The following is a 26289-nucleotide window of genomic DNA, read 5'->3' as shown; positions in this document are numbered from 1 at the left end:
AAACGTGAAGTGCGGGCGCACTTGACTTATTTTGTAATAAAGGTACTTTTCAGGACATGAAGAAGATCCTGATTATTGTTCCTGACGGCGGCATGCTGTTTGAAGCCGCCGGTATCGCCGACATTCTGATGCAGGCCAACCGGCTGCACCCGGAAGGACTGGCGAAGCCCTGCTATCGCATCATCATTGCGACCACCCAACCGCACCAGGTGATCCACGGCCAGTCCGGCCTCAATCTGCTGGCGGACTATCGCCTGCCGGACCTGGATCCCCGTGAGCCGCTGGATACCATCATCATTACCGGTCGCGGGGTGAACGAGCAGGAGAGCCTCGCCGTGGTGGACTGGCTGCATCTCGCCGCCCCCCATGCGCGGCGGATCGCCTCCATTTGCGGCGGTGCGATGCTGCTGGCCCAGAGCGGCTTGCTGGACGGTCGTCGCGCGACCACCCACTGGCGGCTGCTGGAGACCATGCAGGCTCAGTACCCGTCAATCCGGGTCGAAGGCGGCCCGCTGTATATTCAGGACGGTCCCATCTGGACCTCCGGCGGCGTGAGTTCCGGGTTTGATCTGACCCTGGCGCTGGTGGAAGACGACTACGGATTTACCCTCGCCCGCGACGTGGCGCAGGATATGGTGATGTATCTGCGCCGCCCCGGAGGGCAGCTGCAGTTCAGTCGCTACAACCTGCAGCAGCCCGGCACATCGGGTCCGATAAGCGAGCTGCAGGCCTGGATGCTGCAGAACCTCACCGCCGACCTGTGTGGAAACTCTGGCTGAAAAAGCGGCGATGAGCCCGCGCAATTTCACCCGCGTATTTACCCGTGAGACGGGCGTCTCGCCTGCCCGCTACGTGACCGAAGCGCGTCTGGCCGCGGCCCGCCAGCTGCTTGAGCAGACCAGCGATCCCCTTGAGCGCATTGCTGAGCAAAGCGGGTTTGGCACCAGTATCAATTTGCGGCGCGTGTTCGAGAAACAGCTCCACCTCACCCCGGGCGAGTATCGCCAGCGATTTCACTGCCGGAAAATGGCGTAATCTGATCCTTTTTTGTCGTTTACGCCATCCCGCCTGAGGCCTACAGTGACTCCAGACAACAGAGATAAGGAGTGCACCATGGTTAAGGTCGGTATTAACGGTTTCGGCCGTATCGGACGTAATTTCCTGCGCGCGGCGCTGGGCAACCCGGATCTGCAGATTGTGGCTATTAACGATCTGACGGACAGCAAGACCCTCGCCCATCTGCTGAAACATGACTCCCTGCTGGGGAAACTGCCCGCTCCCGTTGAAGCGGCCGACGGCGCGCTGCAGGTCGACGGACAGCGGATCACCGTATTCAGCGAACGCGATCCGGCGAATATCCCGTGGCGTGATGTCGGCGTGGACGTGGTGATTGAGGCCACCGGCTTCTTTACGGAACGGGAAAAAGCGGCGGTACATATCACCCACGGTGGCGCAAAACGCGTCATTATCTCCGCCCCCGGAAAGAACGACGACCTGACGATTGTTATGGGCGTCAATCATGACCAGTACGATCCCGCCCGGCACGTTGTGGTGAGTAACGGGAGTTGCACCACCAACGGTCTGGCACCGGCGGCTCAGGTGCTGCATCAGCAGTTCGGGATTGAGCATGGCCTGATGAACACGACGCATGCCTACACCAACAGCCAGGCGCTGCACGACCAGCCAGAGAAGGATCTGCGCGGCGCGCGCGCGGCGGCGCTGTCGATTGTGCCTTATTCCAGCGGCGCGGCGAAAGCGCTGGGGAAAGTGATCCCCTCCCTGGACGGTAAGCTGACCGGGTATTCCCTGCGCGTGCCGGTTCCAGTGGTGTCGATTGTCGACTTAACGGTGACGCTGAGCCGTAACGTGACCGTCGAAGAGGTAAATGAGGCCTTCCGCCACGCGGCCGCCAGTGGCCCGCTGAAAGGTATTCTGGGGTACAGCGATGAACCGCTGGTCTCCAGTGATTACCAGGGTGATCCGCGCTCCTCAATTATTGACGGGCTTTCCACGCTGGTGATTGGCGGGAATATGGTGAAAATCCTCGCGTGGTATGACAACGAATGGGGATTCTCAAACCGTCTGGTGGATCTGGCGGTGTGGATGGATAAGAAAGGGTTGTGAGTCTTGAGCCGGGTGGCGTTAACGCTCACCCGGCAAATTCATCACTCCGCCTTAACCTTCACGCCCATAAATACAATCACCATCGCCGTCACCAGCAGGAAACCGCTGCCGGCGAAGACGCCTGTGGCACCGTTGAGATCAAACACCGCCCCGCCACCGGCCGCACCGGCGCTTATCGCCAGCTGGATTGAGGCGACCAGCAGCCCCCCTGCACTTTCGGCTTCATCCGGTACGGTGGTAGCAAGCCAGGTTGACCAGCCCACCGGAACCAGACCAAAGGCAAAGCCCCACAGCGCAACCAGTAAGCCGTCCAGCATGGCCAGATGACCAAACGCCACCATGGTCAGCGCCAGTACGCCCATGGCGAATGGCACCAAAGCGAGCGTCAGATGCAGATTGCGTGACAGCAGATGCCCGGCAACCGACGTCCCCAAAAAGTTGGCGATACCAAAGCCCAGCAGGATCAGCGAGATACTCTCCACGCCCACCTGACCAACCGTTTCCAGGAACGGACGCAGGTAGGTAAAGAAGGCAAAGTGGCCGCTGAAGATCAGGATGGTCGCCAGCATGCCGCCGATCATCCCCGGACGACGCAGCACACGGAACAGCGTCCCAAGACTGCCGCTGCTCTCAGGTTTCATGGAGGGCAGCACCCACAGCTGCCACAGCAGCGCCAGCATGCTCGGCAGAATGCAGAGAATAAACACGTTGCGCCAGCCAATCAGGCTGCCAAGATAGCTGCCCAGCGGCGCCGCGACCACCGTGGCAATCGATACGCTGGAGAAGATCACCGCCAGCGCCTTCGGCACTTTATCGGCAGGAACCAGACGCATCGTCGTGGCCGTCGACATCGCCCAGAATCCCCCGATGGCAATTCCCAGCAGCAGGCGTCCCATCAGCAGGACGTGCAGCGTGGGCGCAAAGGCCACCAGCAGACTGGAGATAATTTGCAGCACCGAGAAAAACATCAGCACCCAGCGGCGGTCGATACTCTTGGTCGCCGGAGTAATCAGCAACCCGGTGACCAGCGCCACCAGCGCGGTGGCGGTTACCGCCTGCCCGGCCATCCCCTCGGTGACGCCCAGGCTTGCGGCCATTGGCGTTAACAAACTGGCGGGCAGAAATTCTGCCGTGATCAAACCAAACACGCCCAGCCCCAGTGAATAGACGGCCCGCCAGGCGGGTTTTGCAGGCGCAACAGCCTCTCTCGCCGCGACACATGAACTCATCTGTTGATCTCCCGTTATGAAAATGTGACAACTGTCGCAAAAGCATAGAGGGTTCACCGTGGACGATCTATGACATATAATCTCCACTTATTGATTATTCGTCCGGAGTTTTGCCATGACCGCTCAGTCCCCCGATCTGATCAGCGAACTTTTGCACGGCATGCGCTTGTCGGGCGTGAAATATCGTCGCATTGAAGCCAGCGCGCCGTTCGGAGTGGCGTTCCACCAGGCCCCCGGCCGAGCGCAGTTTCATTTCGTCAGCCGCGGCAGCGCCCTGCTGCGTATGGAGAGTGGCGCAACGTTTACCTTAAGCAGCGGTGATGCCCTCTTTATTCCGAATGGCGACGCACACGCCCTGCTGTCGGACGAACAGGCCACCCTCACCCCGGTCACCGCGTTTCCCAGCGAGCCCATCTGCAGCTCAGTTTGCGCGATCACCTGCGAGCCGTGTCCGGACAGCGATAACACCATCATCTTTAGCGGCTGTATGGATTTTGAACTGGGCGGGATGCAGCCGCTGATCAAAGCGATGCCGGAGGTGATGATGGTCAGCCGGCTGATGTCCACGTGGCCGGAGATCCACCCGCTGCTGGCGGCGATGGAGCGTGAATCCCTGACGCGTCAGGCCGGTTTCGCCGGGATCCTCGCGCGCCTGGCTGACGTGGTGGCGGCATTAATCGTGCGCGGCTGGGTGGAAGGCGGCTGTGGGAAAGCCACCGGCTGGGTGCAGGTCCTGCGCGACCCGCGTCTGAGCCGGGCGATCTACGCCATGCACCAGCAGCCGGGGCTGAACTGGAGCGTGGCGGATCTGGCGAAAGAAGCCGGCACCTCCCGCTCCGTGTTTGCAGAACGCTTTCTGGCGGCGACGGGAACCACGCCGGCCAGATATCTCAGCGAGCTGAGAATGCGGCTGGCCATTCAGTATATTCGCCATGAGAACCAGCCTATTGAAACGGTGGCGCTGCGGCTGGGGTATGGATCGCTCGCGGCGTTCAGCCGGGCGTTTAAGCGGATTATCGGCCATGCGCCGGGGATACTGCGGGAAGCCAGCCAGACCCCGGAAGAGGCCTGACCGGCGTACGGCATCAGAAATAGTATTTAAAGCGCACGCGTCCGCCGTAGCGATCGTCGCTTCGGTCATCGCCATCGTTCGGATGTGCTTCCACCCAGGAAGCATACGCGCCAAGATAGATGTTGAAATTCTTCATCTGCATCACGTTAGGGATCAGGTATGACGCATGAATGGTGTGAATATCATAATCCCCGGGATCGGTCACCCAGCAGTCGCTGTCGCAGTCCGCGTCGAAGTTTGCGGTGTTGAAATTGTCGATCTGGTTATGCGCGTAGATATAGCCCAGTTCGAAATTGCGCCATAAGCCATTCACACCCGCGGTGAAATCCGTCTCATCTGTGGCATCCATGTAGGCGGTATTCAGGTTCGCCACGATCCCGTCATCCGGATCGGTTTTTTGCCCGTTCCACGTCATGGTGAAACCGTAGCCGGTGCGGTCAGACTGGTCTATCCATTTTCCTGACGCATCACGGTAGCGATAGGCGTTGTTGACGAGGTTGCTCTCCATCGCGATGGCCGTCGAGAAGTTCCCTTCCTGCCAGGCAATGACCGGCCGGACATAGGCGACGTTTTTATCGTTATCCAGGTCCACACCGTGATACTGCTGGTCCACAAACAGTGAACTGCCATCTTCCAGCAGGGTGTTTACCTCGAGATACCAGTTACCCAGCGTTTTGCTGAGCAGGAAGTTACCGCCGCTGTCGCTACGCCCGCGCCCCTCTTTCATCATGTAGATGTAGCCGTAGCCATCGCTGTAGAGATCGTTGGCGGTGTTGCCGGAATATTCAACGAAGGTATCTTGATTAAGCGGGAACATGTCATACGCTTCGAAGCGGCCCACTTTCACCTTCCAGTCGTTTTCTGTGCCAAAGAAGAAAACGGCATCATCGAGGTTCATTTTGCCCGTTAAGTCAGCCAGCGGCTGCACGGAGAAGCCGGCGAAATTGCCGTTTGCCATCCGTTTATAGCCGTCAAAACCTAACAGCAGACGCCCGTTAATATCCCAGCGTTCATGGCTGCCGGGCGCCCAGTCTTTGTTGGCCGTCGTTTTCATGGAAGTTAAACTGCCGGTCTTGCTGGCTGCGTCCATATTGAATTCAACGTCGCCATAAAACTTAATATCACCGTAGCCGGATAACGTCAGCTTCGGTGCCGCTTGTGCTGTCGCAGGCTCCGTCGCTTCCACCACAACCGGATTTGCGACGGCGACCGTCTGCTGCTGTTTTTCCAGCACCTGAATTTGTGCCTCCGCCTTTGCCGCCCGGCTTTCGGCCTTTTCGAGACGCGCCTCCAGTTGCGCCAGTTTATCTTCCAGACGCTGGGTATCGTTTGCTGCCATTGCTCCGGTAGTACAAAACGCACTGACAATGAGTGCAAGGGTTTTCACTTTCATCGACTCCATCCTCGTGAGTTAATCATTATTTCCTGACGGACACAGAGAACCTCACCGATAATTCGCATGAATTATCGGCTTACTACTGAAAGCATTAAGAGTTAGCGAATTCGCCTTTATTTAAATCATTCACCACGCCATTCATGACGTTTTCCGTTAATTTATAAAACTTAATGGAGAAAGCAGTGAGTAAATAAAAGAGAGAGGGAATCAAGGTAAACAGCAGAATGACGCCCTGAACGGCGGATTCCGATTGTACCGTGCTGCTGGATTCATAATTGTACCAGGCCAGTACCCAGCCCAGAATAGCACCGCCGACCGCCACACCTAATTTAATGACGAATATATTGGCCGCAACATTCATACCTGTAATTCGACGCTGAGTTTTCCATTCACCGTAATTATTTGCATCGGTGATCATCGACCACTGCAGCGCGCCATTACCGCCCTGTACAATCTGAATAAGAATGTGGGCAATTAAGGGAATAACCCAAAATTCCAGCGGCAGCCAGAAACAGGCCACGCCTAACGCCGCATTCAGAATATTGATCCAGAACGAGAGTTTGACCTTGCAAAAACGGGTGCCAAACGGCTGTGCCAGTACGGAGCCCAACATCGAAGCCAGCATCCCACCCAGCATAAAGTACGAGATGATGTCTGCCCCTTTGTTCAGGACGGTATTGACGTAATAGACCACCGCGCCACCGCGGATCACCACCGCTACCAGCATCATAAAGTTGTAGATGGAGAGAATACGCCACTGATCGTTACGAAAGAGGATCTTAACGTCACGGGCAATGTTGAGATTCTCCTCTTTGATGGGCTGCACCCGCTCTTTGGTGGTGACAAAACAGACAATAAACATCAGGCAGCCGATCGCGCCGAAGAGCGCCATCGCCACCTGAATACCTGTTGCTCTGTCGCCCGGGTAGAGGTAATCAGCCAGGGGCAGAATGAGGGCGGTGCCAAGCGCACCGCCAATCGGGGTGATGGCAAAACGCCAGGACTGCAAAGAGAGGTTTTCGCGTGGGTCGGACGTTAGCGCCGCCCCCAGGGAGCAATACGGGATATTAATGGCGGTATACATCAGGGTCATAAATATATATGCGCCGACGGCATAATAAATTTTTCCGGTTTCGGTAAAATCCGGAATGGAATAAACCAGCACGCAACTCACCGCAAAAGGAACGCATATTGCCAACAGCCAGGGACGAAAACGGCCCCAGCGCGTGGAGGTTGCATCAGCAATTGCGCCCATAATCGGGTCGGTAATCGCATCTAATAAACGCACCAGAAGAAACATGGTTCCCATGACGGCCGGGGGTAATCCATAGATATCCGTATAGTAATACGCCAGAATGGCCACCGATGAGTCAAATACTATATGACTCGCTGCATCGCCCAGGCTATAGCCTATTTTCTCTTTGACCGGAATTTTCTCTGCAATTGACATCGCGTGACTCCTCATTTATGAAACCGGTTTCTTTCGTAGCGACAATTTCGCCTGAGAGCCATGCGGCGATCCATTATGTTTTTTCACCTCGAACTTATGTTTTTTGCTTTATGTGATCGTGATAATTAAAAGAAAGCGTTCGTCGGGCACATTCTGTGCAACGGATCGCACTTTATTTTCTTTGCCGTTAGATATTCACAAAATCAATATTCCAGCGCGTCATACCGCGCGTGAAACGCAACGGTAAATAGTCTGGATTTGTACAAAATGCGATGTTCGGCACGCGAAGCGCGGCATATTCGACTAAGGTTTTCTGGTGATTGATGACAGCGTAACTGCTGCTCAGTGAAATAAGGAGAAGCACCAATGATAATCCCTCAAAAGCTGCGCCCTCGCCTCTTACCTGTGGTTCTGGGCAGTGCGCTGCTCGCGGTGGCCGCTTCTGGCTACGCGGAAGAGATGAACGCAGGCCAGACGAATTCACCGGATATTTTGCTCGGGCCCCTCTTCAGTGATGTTCAGAGCGCCAAACTCTTTCCCGATCAAAAAACCTTTGCCGACGCGGTGCCAAACAGCGATCCCCTGACAATCCTTGCCGACTACCGTATGCAACGTCGTCAGTCCGGGTTTGACTTACGCCATTTCGTCGAGGTGAACTTTACGCTGCCGGGTGAAGGAGAAAAATATGTTCCGCCCGCAGGACAAAGTTTACGTGAGCACATTGACGATCTCTGGCCGGTGCTGACGCGTACCACCGACAAAGCCAGCAATAAATGGGATTCCCTTCTGCCGTTACCGAAGCCGTACGTTGTGCCTGGCGGACGTTTCCGTGAGGTCTACTACTGGGACAGCTATTTCACCATGCTAGGCCTGGCGGAGAGCGACCACTGGGACAAAATCAGCGATATGGTGGACAACTTTGCGTATGAAATTGACACCTTCGGGCATATTCCCAACGGCAACCGCAGCTATTACCTGAGCCGCTCCCAGCCGCCGTTCTTCTCGCTGATGGTTGAACTGCTGGCGACCCACGACAGCGATGCGCTGAAGAAATATCGTCCGCAGATGGAAAAAGAGTATGCCTACTGGATGGATGGCGTCGACGCCCTGCAACCCGGGCAAGCCAACAAACGCGTGGTGAAGCTGGATGATGGCGCTATCCTCAATCGCTACTGGGATGACCGCGATACGCCGCGCCCGGAATCCTGGCTTGATGATGTGAATACCGCCAAAAGTAACCCGAACCGTCCTGCGACCGAGATCTACCGTGATTTGCGTTCCGCTGCGGCCTCGGGCTGGGACTTTAGCTCCCGCTGGATGGATGACCCGCAAAAGCTCGCCACTATCCGGACCACCAGCATCGTGCCCGTGGATCTGAACGCCCTGATGTTCAAAATGGAAAAACTGCTGGCCCGGGCAAGCCAGGAGAGTGGCGATGCCGCCAGCGCAAGCAAATATGAGGCGCTGGCAACGGCACGCCAGAAAGCCATCGAGAGCCACCTGTGGAATGATAAAGAGGGCTGGTACGCTGATTACGATCTGAAGAGCAAGAAGGTACGTAATCAGCTCACCGCCGCGGCCCTGTTCCCGCTTTATGTGAAGGCCGCGGCGCAGGATCGTGCCGATAAAGTCGCAGCGGCAACCTCATCGCGCCTGTTACAACCGGGCGGGATTGCGACCACCACCGTCAACAGCGGCCAGCAGTGGGATGCACCGAACGGCTGGGCTCCGCTACAGTGGGTGGCCACGGAAGGATTGCAGAATTACGGACAAGATAAGGTCGCGATGGACGTGACCTGGCGCTTCCTGAAGAACGTTCAGCATACGTACGACCGCGAAAAGAAACTGGTCGAGAAGTATGACGTGTCGACCACCGGTACTGGCGGCGGCGGTGGAGAGTATCCGCTTCAGGATGGCTTCGGCTGGAGCAACGGCGTGACGCTGAAGATGCTGGACCTGGTATGCCTGAAAGAGAAACCGTGCGACAGCGTGCCGGAGAACCGGTCTGCAGCGAATGACGAGGTTGCGCCAGCAAAAGCTACGGCGCAGTAACGTGTCTTGCCGGGTGGCGGCTACGCCGCCCGGCCTACATTTTGCCCTCAAAGGGCTTTGCTCAGAAACTGTAACTCGCCCCTAACTGATACGTCCGGTCACGCCCAATCCAGCAGTTTGTTGCGTCGTAACAGGTGAGCGTCTCTTTGTTGGTGATGTTCTGCGCGCTGGCTTTAAGCGTTAGCCCCGCAAGCGACGGCAGGATTTCGCCCATCCGGTAAGAGGCCGACAGATCGTACTGCGTGGTCCCGCCCAGTTTACCCGCATCGTTAGCTGGCGAAATCTCCATGGAGCCAGTGTAACGCGCCCCCGCACCCAGCATCAGCCCTTTCAGCGGCGTGTTTTCAAAGGTGTAATCTCCCCAGAGGTTAAAGGCATTCTCCGGCACCTGCGTCGGGCGTTTGCCCTGGTATTTATCATCTTCGGTATTGATTGCGTGGGTGTAAGCATAGTTGGCAATCAGCGTCAGATTATCCGTCGGACGGCTGACGACCGAGAGCTCTGCCCCTTTGGATTCCACCTCACCGGTCTGGCTGTAATTCAGGAACCCCGGATCGGAGGTGACGACATTTTTCTGACGGATGTTAAACACCGACGCCGTCAGGGTGGTGGCATAATCGGCCAGCAGGTATTTCACCCCACCTTCCACCTGTTTGCTGGTGGTCGGTTTCACCTCTTTCGCCGTGAGCGTTCCCTTCGGCGACACCGGCGCAAAGCCTTCGGAATAGCTGATAAACGGTGAAATCCCGTTATCGAAAGCGTAAAGCGCGCCCAGACGTTTAGTGACGCGATCCTGGGATACCCATGCCTTGTCGCCGTTCTGCAGGTAATTGGTGGTAACGGAGCGATAATCATCGTAGCGCAGGCTGGCCAGCAGATTTAAGCCGCCAAACGCGACCTGATCCTGCAGGTAATAGCCATTCTGCTGATAGCTCAGACGGTTTTTCTGGGCGGTATAAAGCCCCAGCGCGTTTTCATGGATCTGCGAATAGTCAGGATCGCGCATATCGATACCCGGCGTGGCCGTCGCATACCGGTAGTGGAAGTGGGAGTTCAGCTTCTGATAGTCAAACCCGGCCAGCAGGTGATGTTCCCAGTCGCCCAGCGCCACGGTTTTAGTGACCTGGTTATCGATGTTGAAGCTTTGCAGATCTTCATCCGTGGTATAGGCAAAGCGGTTGAGCTGATAGACCTCGCTTCCCGTGCCCGTTGCATAGACGCTGCGTTGATGCGTGTCGACGTCGAAATAGCGTGCCTTCTGGTTAAAGCCCCAGCCGCTGTCAAACGCGTGTTCAAAGCTGTAGCCCAGCATCCACTGCCGCTGCTTAAACCCGCTCCACTCATCGCCGGCGTAATCGCGCTTGCCCGCGTATTTCGAGCGCAGGTAAGAGAGCGGCAGCGGGTTCGATGGGGTCAGACCTGGGCTGTTCTGCGCCAGCGCATCCACGGTAAGGCGGGTTTTGCTGTCGGGCTGCCAGGTGACAGACGGGGCAACGAGGTAGTTTTCATAGCGGGTGGTGTGCGGCTGATCGTCATTTTCCGTCGCTTTGCCCAGCAGTCGGTAGTTCCAGTCGCTGCCGGCAATCTGCCCGGTTGAGTCAAGATAACCCTCTTTCAGATTGCGGTTGCCGGTGTTGAAGCCGAACTCGGTTCGGGCCTCCCGCTGCGGCTTTTTACTTTGAATATTCACCAGCCCGCCCGGCGAGGCGCCGCCGTAGAGCACCGATGAAGGGCCTTTCAAGATATCCACGCTGTCAATCAACAGCGGATCGATACGGGCCTGGGTATTGCCGGTCACGTTGTAGGGCAACTGCAGCCCGTTGTAGAACTCCTGGTCGACGGTAAAGCCACGAATTTTATATTCGCTCAAATAGGAGGTATTCCCCCGCACCTCCGTCGAGACGCCCGGCGCATAGCGCAGAATTTCATTCACCGAATTCGCGTGACGCTTTTCAATTTCCGGGGCAGAGAGGGTCGTGATGACCTGCGGCGTTTTACTTTCTGCCACGGCCGATTTCGTGGCGCTGTTTGTCCAGGCCGGCAGCGCGCTGCCCTGCTCTGAGCCCGTGACGACGATGGTTGATTCTTCGGCAAACGCCTGAACCTGTAATGCCAGCGTGATAGCGCCTGCCAGGGCGCATAGCGTAAAACGTGAGGTATGCATAATGTCGTCTTGTTCTTGAATGCAATTCGGAACGACAATTATTATCATTTAGATTAACAAATCAATATTCAGGCAAAAAAAACGGCCCTCCGCAGAGAGCCGTTTCCGTTAATTTATGCTCGTCGCAGTAACCTGAATATGCCCAGCACCACAATGGCGCCCACAACAGCGACCAGAAAACTGTGCAGGTCAAAACCACTTATGTTGCCGCCAAAGCCAAACATCGTCGCCAGCCAGCCGCCCACAACCGCACCAACGACCCCGAGTACGCAGGTCAAAATAAAGCCGCCGCCGTCGTTTCCCGGCATGATCAATTTCGCGATAGCGCCAGCAATAAGACCGAAGATAATCCAGGCGATGATACCCATAGCGATGCCCTCTTGCAGGTTTAACGCATGCGCAGAAAACCTTCTGCGCAGCTAACTTAAGTATAGGTCATCGCCAGAAAACCATTTTCATCTCACCGACTTATCTTTGCGTAAGCCGAAAAAAAACTCACCGGTTTGTATTAAGTTTCATTGCAGCGTGCCGATAACGCTAAGACAGTCTGTCATTTATCAAGGAGCCATCCGGCGTGAGTCATTACAGTGAGCAGTTCCTCAAGCAAAATCCGCTGGCTGTATTAGGGGTATTACGCGACCTGCAAAAAGGCGAAGTGCCGCTGCGCATCAGCTGGTCGAATAATCAGTTCATCAGCAAGATCCTGGACGCCTCGCAGGAGCGGCTGGTGATTGATTTAGGCAGTCAGGAGTATGAAAACCGTGCGGCGCTGAAAGCGGAGAATCTCGCGGTGATGGCCGAAACCCAGGGAGCTAAAGTGGAGTTTGTCCTGTCGCGACTGGAACTGCGCGAATACCAGGGACTTCCGGCCTTTGTGACCCCGCTTCCCTCCAATCTCTGGTTTGTTCAGCGTCGTGAATATTTCCGCATCAACGCCCCGCTTCATCCCGCCTATTTTTGTAAGGCCAAAATGCCGGACAAAAAAGAGATCCGCTTCCGTCTCTTCGATCTGTCGCTCGGCGGTATGGGCGCACTGATGGATACGCCGAAACCTGACGGACTGGTAGAAGGCATGCGGTTTACACAAATCGAACTGGATATGGGTGGCTGGGGTCGCTTTTATTTCGACGCGCAGTTGATTGCTATCAGCGATCGCACCGTTGTGGACAGCAAAAATGAAACCATCACCACTCCGCGTCTGAGTTTCCGTTTCCTCAACGTCGGCCCCGGTGCAGAGCGTGAGCTGCAGCGCATTATCTACTCGCTGGAGCGAGAGGCGCGGGAGCGCGCCAATAAAATTCTGTAAGGAAAATCGGGCAGCGTGACCGCCGCCCGTCTGCGGCATTACATGGCATCCATCGCTTTCTGTACTTTCCAGATATAACGAGGCGCCTGTGGTGCCGGGTGATTTTTCACCACATGCTCAAAGAATTCGTCTTTGTCCATGCCGTTAATCTCTTCTATCGCCTCTTTTCGGTCTGATGAGAAGGTCCTGAGCAACGCGCCGGCACCGTTGACGTAAGAAACCACCAGCGCGTACTGCATCACATCCGGATCCTCAATGCCCTTCAGCACGCCATGTTCCATAATGCTCAGATAGGCTGTGCCCATTGAAATGTTGCGCTCCGGGTTCTTCAGCTCGCTGGTTGACGGCTGGCCGCTCCAGCCCATATAGCGGTACACTTCTCTCCCCGCCGTTGACGCTTTAAGCTGCATCAGCCCTACCGCGTTGGACTTGCTGACAAGCGTGGGGTTACCGCCGGACTCCACCGCAATAATCGCCGTGATCAGACGCGGGCTGACGCCCCAGGCCTTCCCGGCTTGTTCACTGATCGGCATCCACTGCATCGCCCGCTTCACCGGCACTTCCGGGTTCCACGGCGGATTTTGATAATCATGCTTTGAACTACAGCCAGCGAGCAACACAATCAAAAAAGCAAACCATCTTAATTTCACGTCATCTATCCTTATAGCCGGTCATCGCGGTGCGCCGCCCTTGAAGCAGGCAGCGTATAAGCGGCATGATATAGACAATTAGTTTCTCATTCAGCAAGGAATTGCCATGTCTCAGTTTCATCTCATCGCGCCATCCGGCTACTGCATTAACCAGGACGCGGCACAGCGGGGCGTTCAGCGTTTGCTGGCGTCCGGCCATCAGGTAGAAAATCAGACGATTATCCCCCGCCGCCAGCAGCGTTTTGCCGGCACGGAGGCGCAGAGGCTGAATGATATCAACAGCCTGGTGAACCTGAAGGGTGCAAACCAGATCGTTCTGGCGGTACGCGGCGGATATGGCGCGAGCCGTCTGCTGGAGAGTATTGACTGGCAGGGCCTGGCGCAGCGTCAGCAGCAGGATCCGCTGCTGATCTGCGGCCACAGCGATTTCACCGTCATCCAGCTTGGGCTGCTGGCGCTGCATAACGTCATTACCTTCAGCGGCCCGATGCTGGCCGGTAACGTCGGTGCGCCGGAGCTGGATGCGTTTACCATGGACCATTTCTGGCGCGCGCTGCGCAATTCGACCTACAGCGTGGAGTGGCAAGGCAATGGGCCGCACTGGGAGTGTGAAGGCCAGCTCTGGGGCGGCAATCTGGCGATGCTGGTCTCGCTCATTGGCACGCCGTGGCTGCCGCACATCGAGGATGGCATTCTGGTGCTGGAAGATATCAACGAACATCCGTTCCGCGTCGAGCGCATGCTGTTGCAGCTTTATCATGCCGGTATTCTTGAGCGCCAGTCCGCCATTATTCTGGGCAGCTTTAGCGGCGCTGCGCCTAATGATTATGACGCGGGTTACACCCTTGAGACCATGATCGACTTTGTTCGCTCGCGGCTGGATATTCCGGTCATTACCGGGCTGGATTTCGGTCATGAGCAGCAAACCGTCACCCTGCCGCTGGGGGCGCACGCCTCCCTGATTCATAATGATTCGGGCAGCCGGCTCACCCTCAGCGGCCATCCTGTCATAAAGGCATAAAAAAGCCGTCAAACCCGCTTAATAAAACGCTGTTGCCGTGGTTAATATGTTAGGGTTTTAGTAACAGCGTTAACATTGAGGTGGGAGTAAGAGAACATTGGATGCCGCAGCGATAATCAGTCTTTTCATTCTGGGTTCGGTCCTTGTAACCAGCAGTATTTTATTAAGTTCATTTTCATCGCGTCTCGGCATACCTATTCTTGTTATTTTCCTTGCCATCGGCATGCTGGCTGGCATTGATGGCATCGGCGGTATTCCTTTCGATAACTACCCTTTCGCCTATATGGTGAGTAACCTCGCACTGGCCGTGATCCTGCTTGACGGCGGGATGCGCACCCAGGCGAGCTCCTTCCGCGTGGCCTTAGGACCTGCACTGTCGCTGGCAACCGTCGGCGTGTTGATAACCTCAGGCCTCACCGGGATGATGGCCGCCTGGCTTTTCCATCTCAATATCATGGAAGGACTGTTGATTGGCGCTATCGTCGGCTCAACCGATGCGGCAGCCGTGTTCTCCCTGCTCGGTGGTAAAGGACTTAACGAACGCGTGGGCTCCACGCTTGAGATTGAATCCGGCAGTAACGATCCGATGGCGGTGTTTCTCACCATCACGCTTATCGAGATGATTCAGCAGCACGAAAGCGGGCTGAGCTGGATGTTTGCGTGGCATATCCTGCAGCAGTTCGGCCTGGGGATACTCATCGGCCTGGCGGGAGGGTATCTGTTACAGCAGACCATCAACCGCATATCGCTGCCGCTGGGACTCTATCCGCTGCTGGCGCTGAGCGGCGGCATTCTTATTTTCGCCGTCACCACAGCGCTGGACGGTAGCGGCATTCTCGCCGTTTATCTGTGCGGGTTCCTGATGGGCAACCGCCCTATCCGCAACCGTCATGCCATTTTGCAAAACTTCGACGGACTGGCCTGGCTGGCGCAGATCGGCATGTTCCTGGTGCTGGGGCTTCTGGTGACGCCCTCGGACCTGCTTCCCATCGCCATTCCTGCGCTGCTGTTGTCGGCGTGGATGATCTTCTTCGCCCGTCCGCTGTCGGTGTTTGCGGGGCTGCTGCCGTTTCGCGGCTTCAACATGCGCGAGCGCGTCTTTATCAGCTGGGTGGGCCTGCGCGGCGCGGTGCCGATTATCCTTGCCGTCTTCCCGATGATGGCCGGTCTGGATAACGCCCGGCTGTTCTTTAACGTGGCGTTCTTCGTGGTGCTGATTTCGCTGCTCTTCCAGGGAACGTCCCTCGGGTGGGCGGCGAAAAAAGCCAAAGTGGTGGTACCGCCGGTGGGCTGGCCGGTGTCCCGCGTCGGGCTGGACATCCACCCGGAAAACCCGTGGGAACAGTTTGTCTATCAGCTCAGCGCCGACAAATGGTGCGTGGGTGCCTCACTGCGCGATTTGCACATGCCCGCCGACACGCGGATTGCCGCCCTGTTCCGCGATAATGTCCTGCTGCACCCGACCGGCAGCACCCGTCTGCGCGAAGGGGACATTCTGTGCGTGATAGGCCGCGAGCGCGACCTGCCCGCGCTGGGCAAGCTGTTCAGCCAGTCGCCGCCGGTGGCGCTGGACCAGCGTTTCTTCGGCGATTTTATTCTGGAAGCCAGCGCCAAATTTGCGGATGTGGCCCTGATTTACGGTCTGGATGAGGGGGCTGAAGACGGTGATAACCAGCAAACGCTGGGCGAAATCATCCAGCAGCGGCTTGGCGCGGCCCCGGTAGTGGGTGACCAGGTGGAGTTTGCCGGGATGATCTGGACAGTTGCCGAAAAAGAAGATAACGCGGTACGGAAAGTCGGCTTGAGGCCGAGGGAAGAGGACGTGGAGTAGTTTTTTTGCCGGGTGACGGCTTCGCCTTACCCGCCTACAAAACCCTCGAACGTAGGCCGGGTAAGCGTTAGCGCCACCCGGCGAACTCAAGTTACACCGTCACAACAGGCACTCTCGGTGCCAGCGCGCACATCAGTTCATACCCTACCGTCCCCGCCGCGGCGGCCACGTCATCAATTTTGATTTCGTTACCCCACAGCTCGACCGGTGAACCGATGCCCGCCTGCGGGCATGGCGTCAGGTCAACGGCCAGCATATCCATCGATACGGTGCCCACCGTTCCCGTGCGGACGCCATCCACCCATACCGGCGTCCCGGTCGGGGCGATGCGCGGGTAGCCGTCAGCATAGCCGCCTGCCACAATACCAATCCGCTGCTCACCCGTCGCCCGGTAGCGGCTGCCGTAGCCCACCGTGTCGCCGGCCTTCAGCGTCTGTACGCCAATGATTTCACTGCGCAACGTCATCACCGGCTTCAGGCCGCTGTTGGCGATATCCTGCCACTGGCCCGAGGGCGATGCGCCGTACAGTACGATCCCCGGACGCACCCAGTTGTAATGCGCCTCAGGATGCCACAGGGTCGCTGCGGAGTTTGACAGCGAGCGCGGGCAGTCCAGCCCCTCTGCAGCCTGCTCAATACGGACCATGGCATCAGCAATGCCGTCCGGTTTTTCCGCATCGGCAAAATGGGCCATCAGCGTCATTTCACCCACGTTCTTCAGGGCGCGCAGCTGCTGCCAGACGGTATGTACCCGCTCAGGCTGGAAGCCCAGGCGGTTCATGCCGCTGTTCACCTTGAGATAAATATCCAGCGGCGCATGGAGCTTCGCATCCTGAATCGCCTTAATCTGCCAGTTGCTGTGAACGCTGGTGGTCAGCCGGTACTTATCCAGCAGCGGCAGGTCGTCGGCATGGAAGAACCCCTCCAGCAGCAGAATGGGCCCTTTCCAGCCGCGCTCGCGCAGCAGAATGGCCTCTTCCAGATTCAGTAACGCGAAGCCGTCGGTGGCGCTCAGCGCGCTCCAGATACGGTCAATGCCGTGGCCGTAGGCATTGGCTTTCACCACCGACCACACGCGGGCGCCAGGTGCTGCCCGGCGAACAATCTGCAGGTTATCCTTCAGGGCCTGCAGGTTCAGCTGAGCGAGAACAGGACGGGACATGACAGCTCCTTAGTTATGCGCGCCGTGCAGGTGCTGTGGACGCGAAGGCGTAAACCCCGACTGATAGCGTGCTGCACTTAAATCGTCAAACGGAATTGCCGGCGTGCGCCCGGAGATCAGATCGCTCAGCAGCTGGCCCGAGCCACAGGCCATCGTCCAGCCAAGCGTACCGTGTCCGGTATTGGTCCACAGGTTTTTGTATGGCGTGCGTCCGACTATCGGCGTGCCATCTGGCGTCATTGGACGCAGACCGGTCCAGAAGGTTGCCTGCTCAACAAAACCGCCGCGCGGGAAGAGATCGCCCACCACCATCTCCAGCGTCTCACGGCGCGGCTGCAGCAGTTCGGTGTTAAAGCCGACAATCTCCGCCATGCCGCCTACGCGGATGCGGTTATCAAAGCGGGTAATGGCAATTTTGTAGGTCTCATCCAGAATGGTCGACACCGGCGCCCCGCTCTCCTCTTTCACCGGAATGGTCAGCGAGTAGCCCTTCAGCGGATAAACCGGAATATCGAGAATGCCTTTCAGCATCGCGGTGGAGTACGAGCCAAACGCCATGACGTAGGCATCGGCTTTGATCACCTCTTCACCACACTTCACGCCATAAATTTTTTCCCCTTCCGACAGCAGTTTGTCGACAGAGGTGTTGAAGCGGAATTTCACACCCGCCTGCTCGCACATTTGCGCCAGACGCTGCGTAAAGAGCTGGCAGTCACCGGTTTCGTCATTCGGCAGACGCAGACCGCCCGTCAGTTTATGCGCCACTTCCGCCAGGGCCGGTTCAACCTGTCCGAGCTGGCTGGCTTCCAGCAGCTGATACGGTACGCCGGCATCTTCCAGCACGGCGATGTCACGGGTCGCATTTTCGTACTGTTGCGCCGTGCGGAACAGCTGCAGCGTCCCGCCCTGTCGACCTTCATACTCGATCCCGGTCGATGCGCGCAGCGCTTTCAGGCAGTCGCGGCTGTATTCCGCCAGGCGCACCATGCGCCCTTTGTTCTCCATATAGTGGCGGGTGTCGCAGTTGCGCAGCATCTGCCACATCCACTTGAGCTGGAACTGCGTGCCGTCAAGGCTGATGGCCAGCGGCGCATGGCGCTGGAACATCCATTTAATCGCTTTCAGCGGAACACCCGGAGCCGCCCACGGCGCCGCATAGCCCGGGGAGATTTGCCCGGCGTTCGCCGCGCTGGTTTCCAGCGCAGGGCCTGGCTCACGATCGATAACGGTGACGTCATGTCCCGCCTGACTTAAATACCAGGCGCTGGTTACCCCAACGACACCACTTCCCAGTATGACAACATGCATAGCCACTCCATTATGCGCAAAAGAACAATCTTCTAATTACAGATTGATAACCTAGTTGAAAATATTATTCAACATACGACTTTTTTATGGTGACTTGCCTCACACATCCCCCAGCATCAGGGGATAGGGCTAATTTGGGATCTCCTGCTGCGCGTTATTTTTAGCCAGCATAATATGCTGAGAGATACCGTTTTTTTGCCGTATCAAAAACGCGAAATCGCAAAGAAAAAATTTCTGCCCCAGCACGCTTTTTAACACGTTGATCTATGCTTGAAAGGAGGCTCTCCAGACAGAGAGAGCACCCACAACGAGGGCGCGCTAATGGCTACTATTGATTCCCTGAACAAGGACAACACACGTCTGAGCGATGGACCCGACTGGACCTTCGAGCTGCTGGATGTCTACCTCGCCGAAATCGACCGGGTCGCGAAGCTGTATCGCCTGGATACCTATCCCCATCAGATTGAAGTCATTACGTCCGAACAGATGATGGACGCCTACTCCAGCGTCGGGATGCCAATTAACTATCCGCACTGGTCGTTCGGTAAAAAATTCATTGAAACGGAGCGGCTGTATAAGCATGGCCAGCAGGGGCTGGCGTATGAGATTGTTATAAACTCCAATCCGTGTATCGCCTATTTAATGGAAGAGAACACCATTACCATGCAGGCACTGGTGATGGCACACGCCTGCTACGGGCATAACTCTTTTTTCAAGAACAACTACCTGTTCCGCAGCTGGACGGACGCCAGCTCCATCGTCGATTACCTCATCTTCGCGCGTAAATACATTACCGACTGCGAAGAGCGCTACGGCGTGGACGAAGTGGAAAAACTGCTCGACTCTTGCCACGCGCTGATGAACTACGGCGTTGACCGCTACAAACGCCCGCAGAAAATCTCCCTGCAGGAGGAGAAAGCCCGGCAGAAAAGCCGCGAAGAGTATCTGCAAAGCCAGGTGAATATGCTGTGGCGTACCCTGCCGAAGCGTGAGGAGGAGAAAGCGGTCGCCGAAGCGCGTCGTTATCCGTCTGAACCGCAGGAAAACCTGCTCTATTTTATGGAGAAGAACGCCCCGCTGCTGGAGTCGTGGCAGCGTGAGATCCTGCGCATCGTGCGCAAGGTGAGCCAGTATTTCTACCCGCAAAAGCAGACCCAGGTGATGAACGAAGGCTGGGCGACATTCTGGCACTACACCATTCTCAACCATCTTTACGACGAGGGAAAAGTCACCGAGCGGTTTATGATGGAATTCCTCCACAGCCACACCAACGTGGTGTTCCAGCCGCCCTATAACAGCCCATGGTATAGCGGTATCAACCCGTATGCGCTTGGTTTTGCCATGTTCCAGGACATTAAACGTATTTGTCAGTCGCCAACCGAAGAAGACAAGTACTGGTTCCCGGATATCGCCGGCTCTGACTGGCTGGAAACGCTGCATTTTGCGATGCGTGACTTTAAGGATGAGAGCTTTATCAGCCAGTTTATGTCGCCGAAGATCATGCGTGATTTCCGCTTCTTCACCGTGCTGGATGATGACCGTAACAACTACCTGGAGATTTCAGCGATCCACAACGAAGAGGGTTACCGGGAGATCCGCTCTCGCCTCTCTTCTCAGTACAACCTGAGCAACCTTGAACCGAATATTCAGGTATGGAATGTGGATTTGCGCGGTGACCGTTCCCTGACGCTACGCTATATTCCGCACAATCGCGCGCCGCTGGATAAAGGGCGCAAAGAGGTGCTGAAGCATGTGCATCGCCTGTGGGGCTTCGACGTGCTGCTGGAGCAGCAGAATGAAGACGGGAGCGTCGAGCTGCTGGAGCGTTGCCCGGCGCGGTTGAATACGCTGTAGTTTTTTTGCCGGGTGGCGGCTACGCCTTACCCGGCCTACGGGTTTTGTAGGCCCGGTAAGCGAAGCGCCACCGGGCGAAAAAAAACCTCTCATACGAGAGGTTTTTTATTTCAGCGGCTCTGAATCGCTAAATCACCCGGCAGGGTTTTCTGCATCCGGTGCCAGATTTCACCGGAATCGTGGCCGTAGCGACGCACCGTTTCATAAACCTGATCGTGCAGGCCTTCGGAACAGAGCTTGCTCAGTTTATGGTAGAAACCCAGCGCCAGGCTACGTGCCTCAGGGTTGGCAAAGTAGTGGCGGCCGATGCGGGTATAGAGCCCTTTCATACCGTTAAGGATAAGACCGTATACCGGGTTGCCGGAGGCGAACGCCAGACCGCGAAACACGTTGTAATCGAGGGTGGCAAACGCGTCGGCGTGATCTTCCACCTCGTTCGCGCTGGCCAGCACCGCAAGGGCATCGTCCGGGTGCTGACGAAAAGCCGTGCGAATAAAGATCGTCGCGATGTTGGTGCGAACGGAGAGCAGATTATCAATGAGCTGCGGCACGCTTTCATGATCGAGGCGCGCCAGCGTTTCAAGAATATTCAGCCCGGAGGTTTCCCAGAAATTGTTTACTTTTGTTGGCTTACCGTGCTGGATCGTCAACCAGCCATCGCGCGCCAGCCGCTGGAGCACTTCACGCAGCGTGGTGCGAGTGACGCCAATCAGTTCAGAGAGTTCGCGTTCAGCAGGAAGAATGGACCCCGCAGGGAAACGATTATTCCAGATGCTTTCAATGATGTACTCTTCCGCGAAACCCGCCGGGCTCTGCGCCTTAATGACCATAGTGAGATTTCCATTACACAGCTTTAGCAAATTGGACTCATCATACCAGAGGCACGCAGTGGCAGGTAGCGCGGCAACGAGAGAAAAGAGGGATCACCGTTTCATTTTTGTGAAATTTACAATGCGCGCTGATCCGCGTCCGGGCCGTGATTTTTGCGTATACTGATGTTTTGTCTTACTTGACGGGGAAGGACGTCTGTCGTGGAAATTTCTTTTGGTCGCGCACTGTGGCGCAATTTTTTAGGCCAGTCTCCTGACTGGTACAAACTGATACTTCTGGTGTTCCTGGTTGTTAACCCTCTCCTCTTTTATGTGAACCCGTTCGTTGCCGGGTGGCTGCTGGTGGCGGAATTTATCTTCACCCTGGCGATGGCGCTGAAATGTTATCCTCTGTTGCCCGGCGGCTTGCTGGCGTTTGAAGCCGTGGTTATCGGCATGACCCGCGCGGAGCACGTCAAAGCGGAGCTGGCGTCAAATCTTGAAGTGCTTCTGCTGCTGATGTTTATGGTGGCGGGCATCTACTTTATGAAACAGCTGCTGCTGTTTATCTTCACGCGTCTGCTGCTCAGCATTCCGTCGAAAATGTTCCTCTCGCTGGCGTTTTGCCTGGCGGCTGCCTTCCTGTCAGCCTTCCTGGACGCGCTGACGGTTGTCGCGGTGGTGATAAGCGTCGCGGTGGGATTCTACGGAATCTATCACCGTGTCGCTTCATCTCGTCCGGGCGAGGATCTGCAGGATGACAGCCACGTCGAAGCGCATAACCGTGAAGTCCTGGAACAGTTTCGCGCCTTCCTGCGCAGCCTGATGATGCATGCCGGCGTCGGTACCGCCCTGGGGGGCGTTATGACGATGGTGGGTGAGCCGCAAAACCTGATCATTGCCAAAGCGGCAGGCTGGCACTTCGGCGATTTCTTCCTGAGAATGGCACCGGTGAGCGTACCGGTGCTTTTCTGCGGTCTGGCGACCTGTCTGCTGGTGGAGAAATTTCGCCTCTTTGGTTATGGGGCGCAACTCCCGGAGCCGGTGCGCCAGGAGCTGCATAAATTCGATCTTCAGAGCCGAAGCCAGCGGACGCGCCAGGAGACGCTGCGTCTGATTGCCCAAGGGATTATCGGCGTCTGGCTGATTGCGGCGCTGGCGCTCCATCTTGCCGAAGTGGGACTGATTGGCCTGTCGGTCATTATTCTCGCCACCACCTTTACCGGCGTGACCGATGAACATGCCATCGGTAAAGCCTTTACCGAAGCCTTGCCGTTTACCGCCCTGCTGGCGGTATTCTTCGCCGTCGTGGCGGTGATTATCGACCAGCACCTGTTCGCGCCGATTATAGCCTTTGTTTTACAGGCCGCACCGGACGCGCAGCTCTCGCTGTTTTATCTGTTTAATGGCCTGCTCTCGTCGATCTCCGATAACGTCTTTGTCGGGACGGTCTACATCAACGAAGCCAAAGCCGCCATGGAGCAAGGCGTCATCAGCGCCGGTCAGTTTGAGCTGCTGGCCGTGGCGATCAATACTGGCACCAACCTGCCGTCGGTGGCAACGCCCAATGGCCAGGCCGCTTTCCTGTTCCTGTTGACCTCTGCCCTCGCGCCACTCATACGGCTTTCTTATGGCAGGATGGTATGGATGGCGCTGCCCTATACGCTGGTGCTCACGTTCGTGGGATTGCTTTGTGTCAAAATTACCCTCATTCCCTGTACGCAGTGGATGATACAAGCGGGTATACTTGCGGCGCAGTAAAACAGGTATCAGTGGCGCGATAAATGAATTAGTTTACAATGCGCTTTCTAAGCATGTTCCAGGGAAATGATTATGTTGAGATTTTTAAACCAGTGCTCCCGCGGTCGCGGAGCGTGGTTGTTAATGGCCCTGACCGCCTTTGCGCTGGAAATGGTCGCGCTGTGGTTCCAGCATGTTATGGGGCTCAAGCCTTGCGTGCTTTGTATTTACGAACGCTGCGCCCTGTTTGGCATTATGGGTGCAGGCCTGGTCGGCGCCATTGCGCCGAAATCGCCGCTTCGTTATGCCGCGATTGCGATCTGTCTGTACAGCGCCTGGAAAGGGCTTGAACTCTCCTGGCAGCACACCATGATGCAGCTGCATCCGTCACCGTTTATGACCTGTGATTTTGCCGCCCGCTTCCCGAGCTGGCTGCCGCTGGATAAATGGCTGCCACAAGTGTTTGTTGCATCCGGTGACTGCTCCGTTCGTCAGTGGGAATTCCTGACCCTGGAGATGCCGCAGTGGCTGGTGGGTATTTTTGCCGCCTACTTCGTCGTGGCGCTGCTGGTGTTGATTGCTCAGCCGTTCAAACCGAAGAAACGCGATATTTTTGGAAGGTAAACGCAAAACGGCAACCTCGGTTGCCGTTTTTAGTGTTTGCGCCCTCTCCCGTGGGAGAAGGTTGGGCTGAGGGCATCAGGCCGCACAGACACAAATAAAAAAACCGCCTCGGCGGTTTTTTTTTATTATCAACGGGTCGGGTGATTCATGATGTGGTCTTCCCAGTCACGCACCTCGGACTCTTTCACCGCAATGTGGCGTACTGAGATACGTTCGCCGTGCATCGCCGCTTTTGAACCGGTGAGCAGCGGATGCCATGCCGGCAGATCTTTCCCCTCCGCCAGCAGGCGATACGCACAGGTATGCGGCAGCCATTCAAAGGTGGGCAAGTTCTCACGGGTTAACTTGATGCAGTCTGGCTCGAACTCGAAGCGGCGCTCATAGTTGCGGCACTGGCAGGTTTTAATGTTTAACTGCTTGCAGGCCACGTTGGTGAAGTAAATTTCGTCCGTGTCTTCATCCATCAGCTTGTGCAGGCAGCACTGCCCGCAGCCGTCGCACAATGATTCCCATTCCGCGTCAGTCATGTCGTCGAGAGTTTTGCTTTGCCAGAAAGGGATGTCGTTCATCGGGATGTCCACACGTCAAAAGAAAGCGCACCTTATAACGAGTCTGGCACGTTGTTGCAAGTTTTGCCGCCCTCTTCGGGCGGCAAAGTGGGATTACAGCACGCGGGTTTTCAGCGACAGGCCGTTAAAACCGACTTCGAGTTCATCACCGCTCGCCAGTGGGCCTACGCCTTCAGGGGTACCGGTCAGGATCACATCCCCCGGCTTCAGGGTAAAGAAGCGGCTCATGTAGGCAATCAGTGGCACAATCTTATGGATCATGTCTGCCGTGGTGCCCTGCTGGCGGATCTCGCCGTTAATCTTCAGGCTGAGCTCTGTGTTCTGCGGATCGTTGGTAAATTCGCTCACCGGAATAAACGCCGAGATGGGGCAGGAATTATCAAACCCTTTGGCTTTTTCCCACGGCTGCCCGGCTTTCTTCAGCTTGCCCTGGACATCGCGCAGGGTCAGATCCAGCGCCACGCCGTATCCGGCAATCGCTTTCTGCACATGCTCTTCAGAGGCCTGTCGCAGCGTCGCGCCAATCAGCACGGCGAGTTCAACCTCGTGATGCACCGAACCAAGCCCCTGCGGCAGCGCCAGCGGCTGGCGGATATCGCACAGCGCCGTTTCTGGCTTGATGAACAGGACCGGCTCTTCTGGCGTCGCGCTGCCCATCTCCTGGATATGTTTGGCATAGTTGCTGCCCACGCAAACCACTTTGCTGACGGGATAATCCAGTAATGCCCCTTGCCAGTTATGATGTTGATACATGGTCGACCCCTAAACGGTTGATGTGTTGTGCCCGAAAACAGTTGAGGCTATTTTTTCCCGTTCGCCTCAAGATGCTGTTTTAATAAATTCTCGGGTGGCGGTGGAAGCTGTAAATAATAGCCTTGTTCGGCTAATGCCGTTTTCACTTTATCCAGATCGGCATTCACCAGTTTCTTACGACCATCGAGCGGCAGCAGCATCACCAGCTGTGGTCGGCCAAAGTTCTTCATTAATTCTTCAGGCACGCGTGAAAAATCGTCTTTCTTTTCGACATAAAGATAGGTCTGGTCACGGCTTGTACTTCTGTAGATCACACAAAACATGTTTTTACTCTGAATTAATGGGTGGTTGCTTGCCTCAATATACTCCTGACTATAACATGCCTGATACTCTTCGGAATATCGCAGCGAGTGGTTGCGGTTAATAGCAAATTGAGTAAGGCCAGGATGTCAAACACGCCCATCGAGCTTAAAGGCAGTAGCTTCACCTTATCAGTGGTACATTTGCATGATGCAAAACCCGAGGTTATTCGTCAGGCGTTAGAAGACAAAATCGCCCAGGCTCCCGCCTTTCTGAAACACGCCCCTGTTGTGATCAATGTCAGCGGTCTTGAGGCGCCGGTTAACTGGAAGCTTCTCCAGCAGGCGGTCTCCTCTACCGGACTGCGTATTGTGGGCATCAGCGGCTGTAAAGATCCCGAGCTGAAAGCGGAAATCGACCGTGCGGGGCTGCCGCTTCTGAATGAAGGCAAAGAAAAAACCCCGCGTGCGGCACCCGTTGCAGTCGAAACGCCCCCTCCTGCGGTGCAAAACGTTACAACCATCACAAAAACGCGAATGATTGATGTGCCGGTTCGTTCCGGTCAGCGCATTTATGCGCCAAACTGTGATCTAATTGTTACAAGCCACGTCAGCGCTGGCGCTGAGCTGATTGCAGATGGCAATATTCACGTTTACGGTATGATGCGTGGACGTGCGCTCGCCGGGGCAAGTGGCGATCGGGACGCGCAAATTTTTTGTACTCATCTGACGGCGGAACTGGTCTCCATCGCAGGTGAATATTGGCTGAGCGACAAGATCCCAGCCGAATTTTATGGCAAAGCGGCTCGCCTGCTTCTGGCAGACGACGCGTTGACCGTTCAACCGTTGAATTGATCCCTTTTTAACAAGGAATTT

22 protein-coding genes and 2 pseudogenes are annotated in these 26289 nt (G+C 56.2%); 11 read left to right on the top strand and 13 right to left on the bottom strand.

The annotated features are described in order from the left end of the window. Positions 1-56 precede the first annotated feature (56 nt). A pseudogene (locus C5687_RS12185) lies at positions 57-1035 on the top strand (GlxA family transcriptional regulator). Between the two features lie 78 nt (positions 1036-1113). Further along, positions 1114-2124: a type I glyceraldehyde-3-phosphate dehydrogenase gene (gene gap / locus C5687_RS12180; RefSeq protein ID WP_025756858.1), complete on the top strand. Its 1011-nt coding sequence runs from the start codon at positions 1114-1116 to the stop codon at positions 2122-2124. A 41-nt stretch (positions 2125-2165) separates the two neighbouring features. Here gap and C5687_RS12175 read toward each other — a convergent pair whose 3' ends face one another. After that, complete coding sequence (locus C5687_RS12175; RefSeq protein ID WP_104557010.1) at positions 2166-3353, bottom strand: MFS transporter; 1188 nt, start codon at positions 3351-3353, stop codon at positions 2166-2168. Positions 3354-3468: 115 nt separating this feature from the next. Here C5687_RS12175 and C5687_RS12170 point away from each other — a divergent pair, with 115 nt between their 5' ends. Further along, on the top strand, positions 3469-4425 hold the full coding sequence (locus tag C5687_RS12170) for an AraC family transcriptional regulator (protein WP_104557009.1): 957 nt from the start codon (positions 3469-3471) through the stop codon (positions 4423-4425). A gap of 13 nt (positions 4426-4438) precedes the next feature. Here the strand turns inward: C5687_RS12170 and C5687_RS12165 are convergent, their stop codons facing one another. Continuing rightward, positions 4439-5818 (bottom strand): carbohydrate porin, encoded by a 1380-nt coding sequence (locus C5687_RS12165; RefSeq protein ID WP_104557008.1) that lies wholly within the window; start codon positions 5816-5818, stop codon positions 4439-4441. Between the two features lie 94 nt (positions 5819-5912). Beyond that, entirely contained in the window at positions 5913-7271 is a 1359-nt protein-coding gene (locus tag C5687_RS12160) for a glycoside-pentoside-hexuronide (GPH):cation symporter (RefSeq protein ID WP_059386819.1), read from the bottom strand. Positions 7272-7637: 366 nt separating this feature from the next. Here C5687_RS12160 and C5687_RS12150 point away from each other — a divergent pair, with 366 nt between their 5' ends. Beyond that, entirely contained in the window at positions 7638-9323 is a 1686-nt protein-coding gene (locus C5687_RS12150; RefSeq protein WP_104557006.1) for an alpha,alpha-trehalase, read from the top strand. 61 nt (positions 9324-9384) lie between these two features. On the opposite strand, the gene C5687_RS12145 is transcribed toward C5687_RS12150, so the two are convergent. Then, a complete protein-coding gene (locus C5687_RS12145) occupies positions 9385-11487 on the bottom strand; it encodes a TonB-dependent siderophore receptor (protein ID WP_104557005.1) in 2103 nt (700 codons plus the stop codon). 113 nt (positions 11488-11600) lie between these two features. Further along, the gene (locus tag C5687_RS12140; RefSeq protein WP_008502662.1) at positions 11601-11855 is read right to left on the bottom strand and encodes a GlsB/YeaQ/YmgE family stress response membrane protein; all 255 of its coding nucleotides are present in this window, start codon (positions 11853-11855) and stop codon (positions 11601-11603) included. A gap of 206 nt (positions 11856-12061) precedes the next feature. Here C5687_RS12140 and ycgR point away from each other — a divergent pair, with 206 nt between their 5' ends. Then, positions 12062-12793, top strand: a complete 732-nt coding sequence (gene ycgR, locus C5687_RS12135; RefSeq protein WP_025756866.1) for a flagellar brake protein YcgR — start codon at positions 12062-12064, stop codon at positions 12791-12793. Between the two features lie 38 nt (positions 12794-12831). On the opposite strand, the gene emtA is transcribed toward ycgR, so the two are convergent. Further along, a complete protein-coding gene (emtA, locus tag C5687_RS12130) occupies positions 12832-13443 on the bottom strand; it encodes a membrane-bound lytic murein transglycosylase EmtA (RefSeq protein WP_025756867.1) in 612 nt (203 codons plus the stop codon). A gap of 106 nt (positions 13444-13549) precedes the next feature. Between emtA and ldcA the strand changes: the two genes are divergently transcribed. Together ldcA and C5687_RS12120 are read left to right on the top strand one after the other, a co-directional pair. Beyond that, positions 13550-14464, top strand: a complete 915-nt coding sequence (ldcA, locus tag C5687_RS12125) for a muramoyltetrapeptide carboxypeptidase (RefSeq protein ID WP_104557004.1) — start codon at positions 13550-13552, stop codon at positions 14462-14464. 97 nt (positions 14465-14561) lie between these two features. Continuing rightward, complete coding sequence (locus C5687_RS12120; RefSeq protein ID WP_104557003.1) at positions 14562-16295, top strand: potassium/proton antiporter; 1734 nt, start codon at positions 14562-14564, stop codon at positions 16293-16295. On the opposite strand, the pseudogene C5687_RS25375 reads toward C5687_RS12120, so the two are convergent. From C5687_RS25375 to C5687_RS12110, 3 genes and pseudogenes are all read right to left on the bottom strand, one after another. Beyond that, positions 16233-16385, bottom strand: a pseudogene (locus tag C5687_RS25375) (hypothetical protein); the annotation flags it as partial. The gene C5687_RS12120 and the pseudogene C5687_RS25375 overlap by 63 nt on opposite strands. Before the next feature lies 1 nt (position 16386). Next, positions 16387-17457 (bottom strand): catabolic alanine racemase DadX, encoded by a 1071-nt coding sequence (gene dadX, locus C5687_RS12115; RefSeq protein WP_025756870.1) that lies wholly within the window; start codon positions 17455-17457, stop codon positions 16387-16389. A 9-nt stretch (positions 17458-17466) separates the two neighbouring features. Continuing rightward, positions 17467-18765, bottom strand: a complete 1299-nt coding sequence (locus C5687_RS12110; protein WP_104557002.1) for a D-amino acid dehydrogenase — start codon at positions 18763-18765, stop codon at positions 17467-17469. 321 nt (positions 18766-19086) lie between these two features. On the opposite strand from C5687_RS12110, the gene C5687_RS12105 reads away from it, so the two are divergent. Continuing rightward, complete coding sequence (locus tag C5687_RS12105; protein WP_025756872.1) at positions 19087-20619, top strand: SpoVR family protein; 1533 nt, start codon at positions 19087-19089, stop codon at positions 20617-20619. A gap of 110 nt (positions 20620-20729) precedes the next feature. On the opposite strand, the gene fadR is transcribed toward C5687_RS12105, so the two are convergent. Continuing rightward, positions 20730-21449, bottom strand: coding sequence for a fatty acid metabolism transcriptional regulator FadR (gene fadR, locus C5687_RS12100; RefSeq protein WP_025756873.1), 720 nt, complete (start codon positions 21447-21449; stop codon positions 20730-20732). Between the two features lie 201 nt (positions 21450-21650). On the opposite strand from fadR, the gene nhaB reads away from it, so the two are divergent. After that, on the top strand, positions 21651-23189 hold the full coding sequence (gene nhaB / locus C5687_RS12095) for a Na(+)/H(+) antiporter NhaB (RefSeq protein WP_047958930.1): 1539 nt from the start codon (positions 21651-21653) through the stop codon (positions 23187-23189). Between the two features lie 72 nt (positions 23190-23261). After that, a complete protein-coding gene (dsbB, locus tag C5687_RS12090; protein ID WP_104557001.1) occupies positions 23262-23792 on the top strand; it encodes a disulfide bond formation protein DsbB in 531 nt (176 codons plus the stop codon). Positions 23793-23920: 128 nt separating this feature from the next. On the opposite strand, the gene C5687_RS12085 is transcribed toward dsbB, so the two are convergent. From C5687_RS12085 to C5687_RS12075, 3 genes are all read right to left on the bottom strand, one after another. Further along, on the bottom strand, positions 23921-24361 hold the full coding sequence (locus tag C5687_RS12085; protein WP_032672443.1) for a YcgN family cysteine cluster protein: 441 nt from the start codon (positions 24359-24361) through the stop codon (positions 23921-23923). A 93-nt stretch (positions 24362-24454) separates the two neighbouring features. Beyond that, positions 24455-25114, bottom strand: a complete 660-nt coding sequence (locus tag C5687_RS12080) for a fumarylacetoacetate hydrolase family protein (RefSeq protein WP_059386812.1) — start codon at positions 25112-25114, stop codon at positions 24455-24457. A 47-nt stretch (positions 25115-25161) separates the two neighbouring features. Next, positions 25162-25437 carry a YcgL domain-containing protein gene (locus C5687_RS12075; RefSeq protein ID WP_025756878.1) on the bottom strand — a complete coding sequence of 92 codons (276 nt, stop codon included), beginning with the start codon at positions 25435-25437 and terminating at the stop codon, positions 25162-25164. A 123-nt stretch (positions 25438-25560) separates the two neighbouring features. Here C5687_RS12075 and minC point away from each other — a divergent pair, with 123 nt between their 5' ends. Further along, on the top strand, positions 25561-26268 hold the full coding sequence (minC, locus tag C5687_RS12070; protein ID WP_025756879.1) for a septum site-determining protein MinC: 708 nt from the start codon (positions 25561-25563) through the stop codon (positions 26266-26268). Positions 26269-26289 lie beyond the last annotated feature (21 nt).

It is taken from the genome of Enterobacter sichuanensis (assembly GCF_002939185.1).
In the GTDB taxonomy this organism is placed as follows: Bacteria; Pseudomonadota; Gammaproteobacteria; order Enterobacterales; family Enterobacteriaceae; genus Enterobacter; species Enterobacter sichuanensis.
This window is presented reverse-complemented; position numbering and strand designations above follow the sequence as displayed.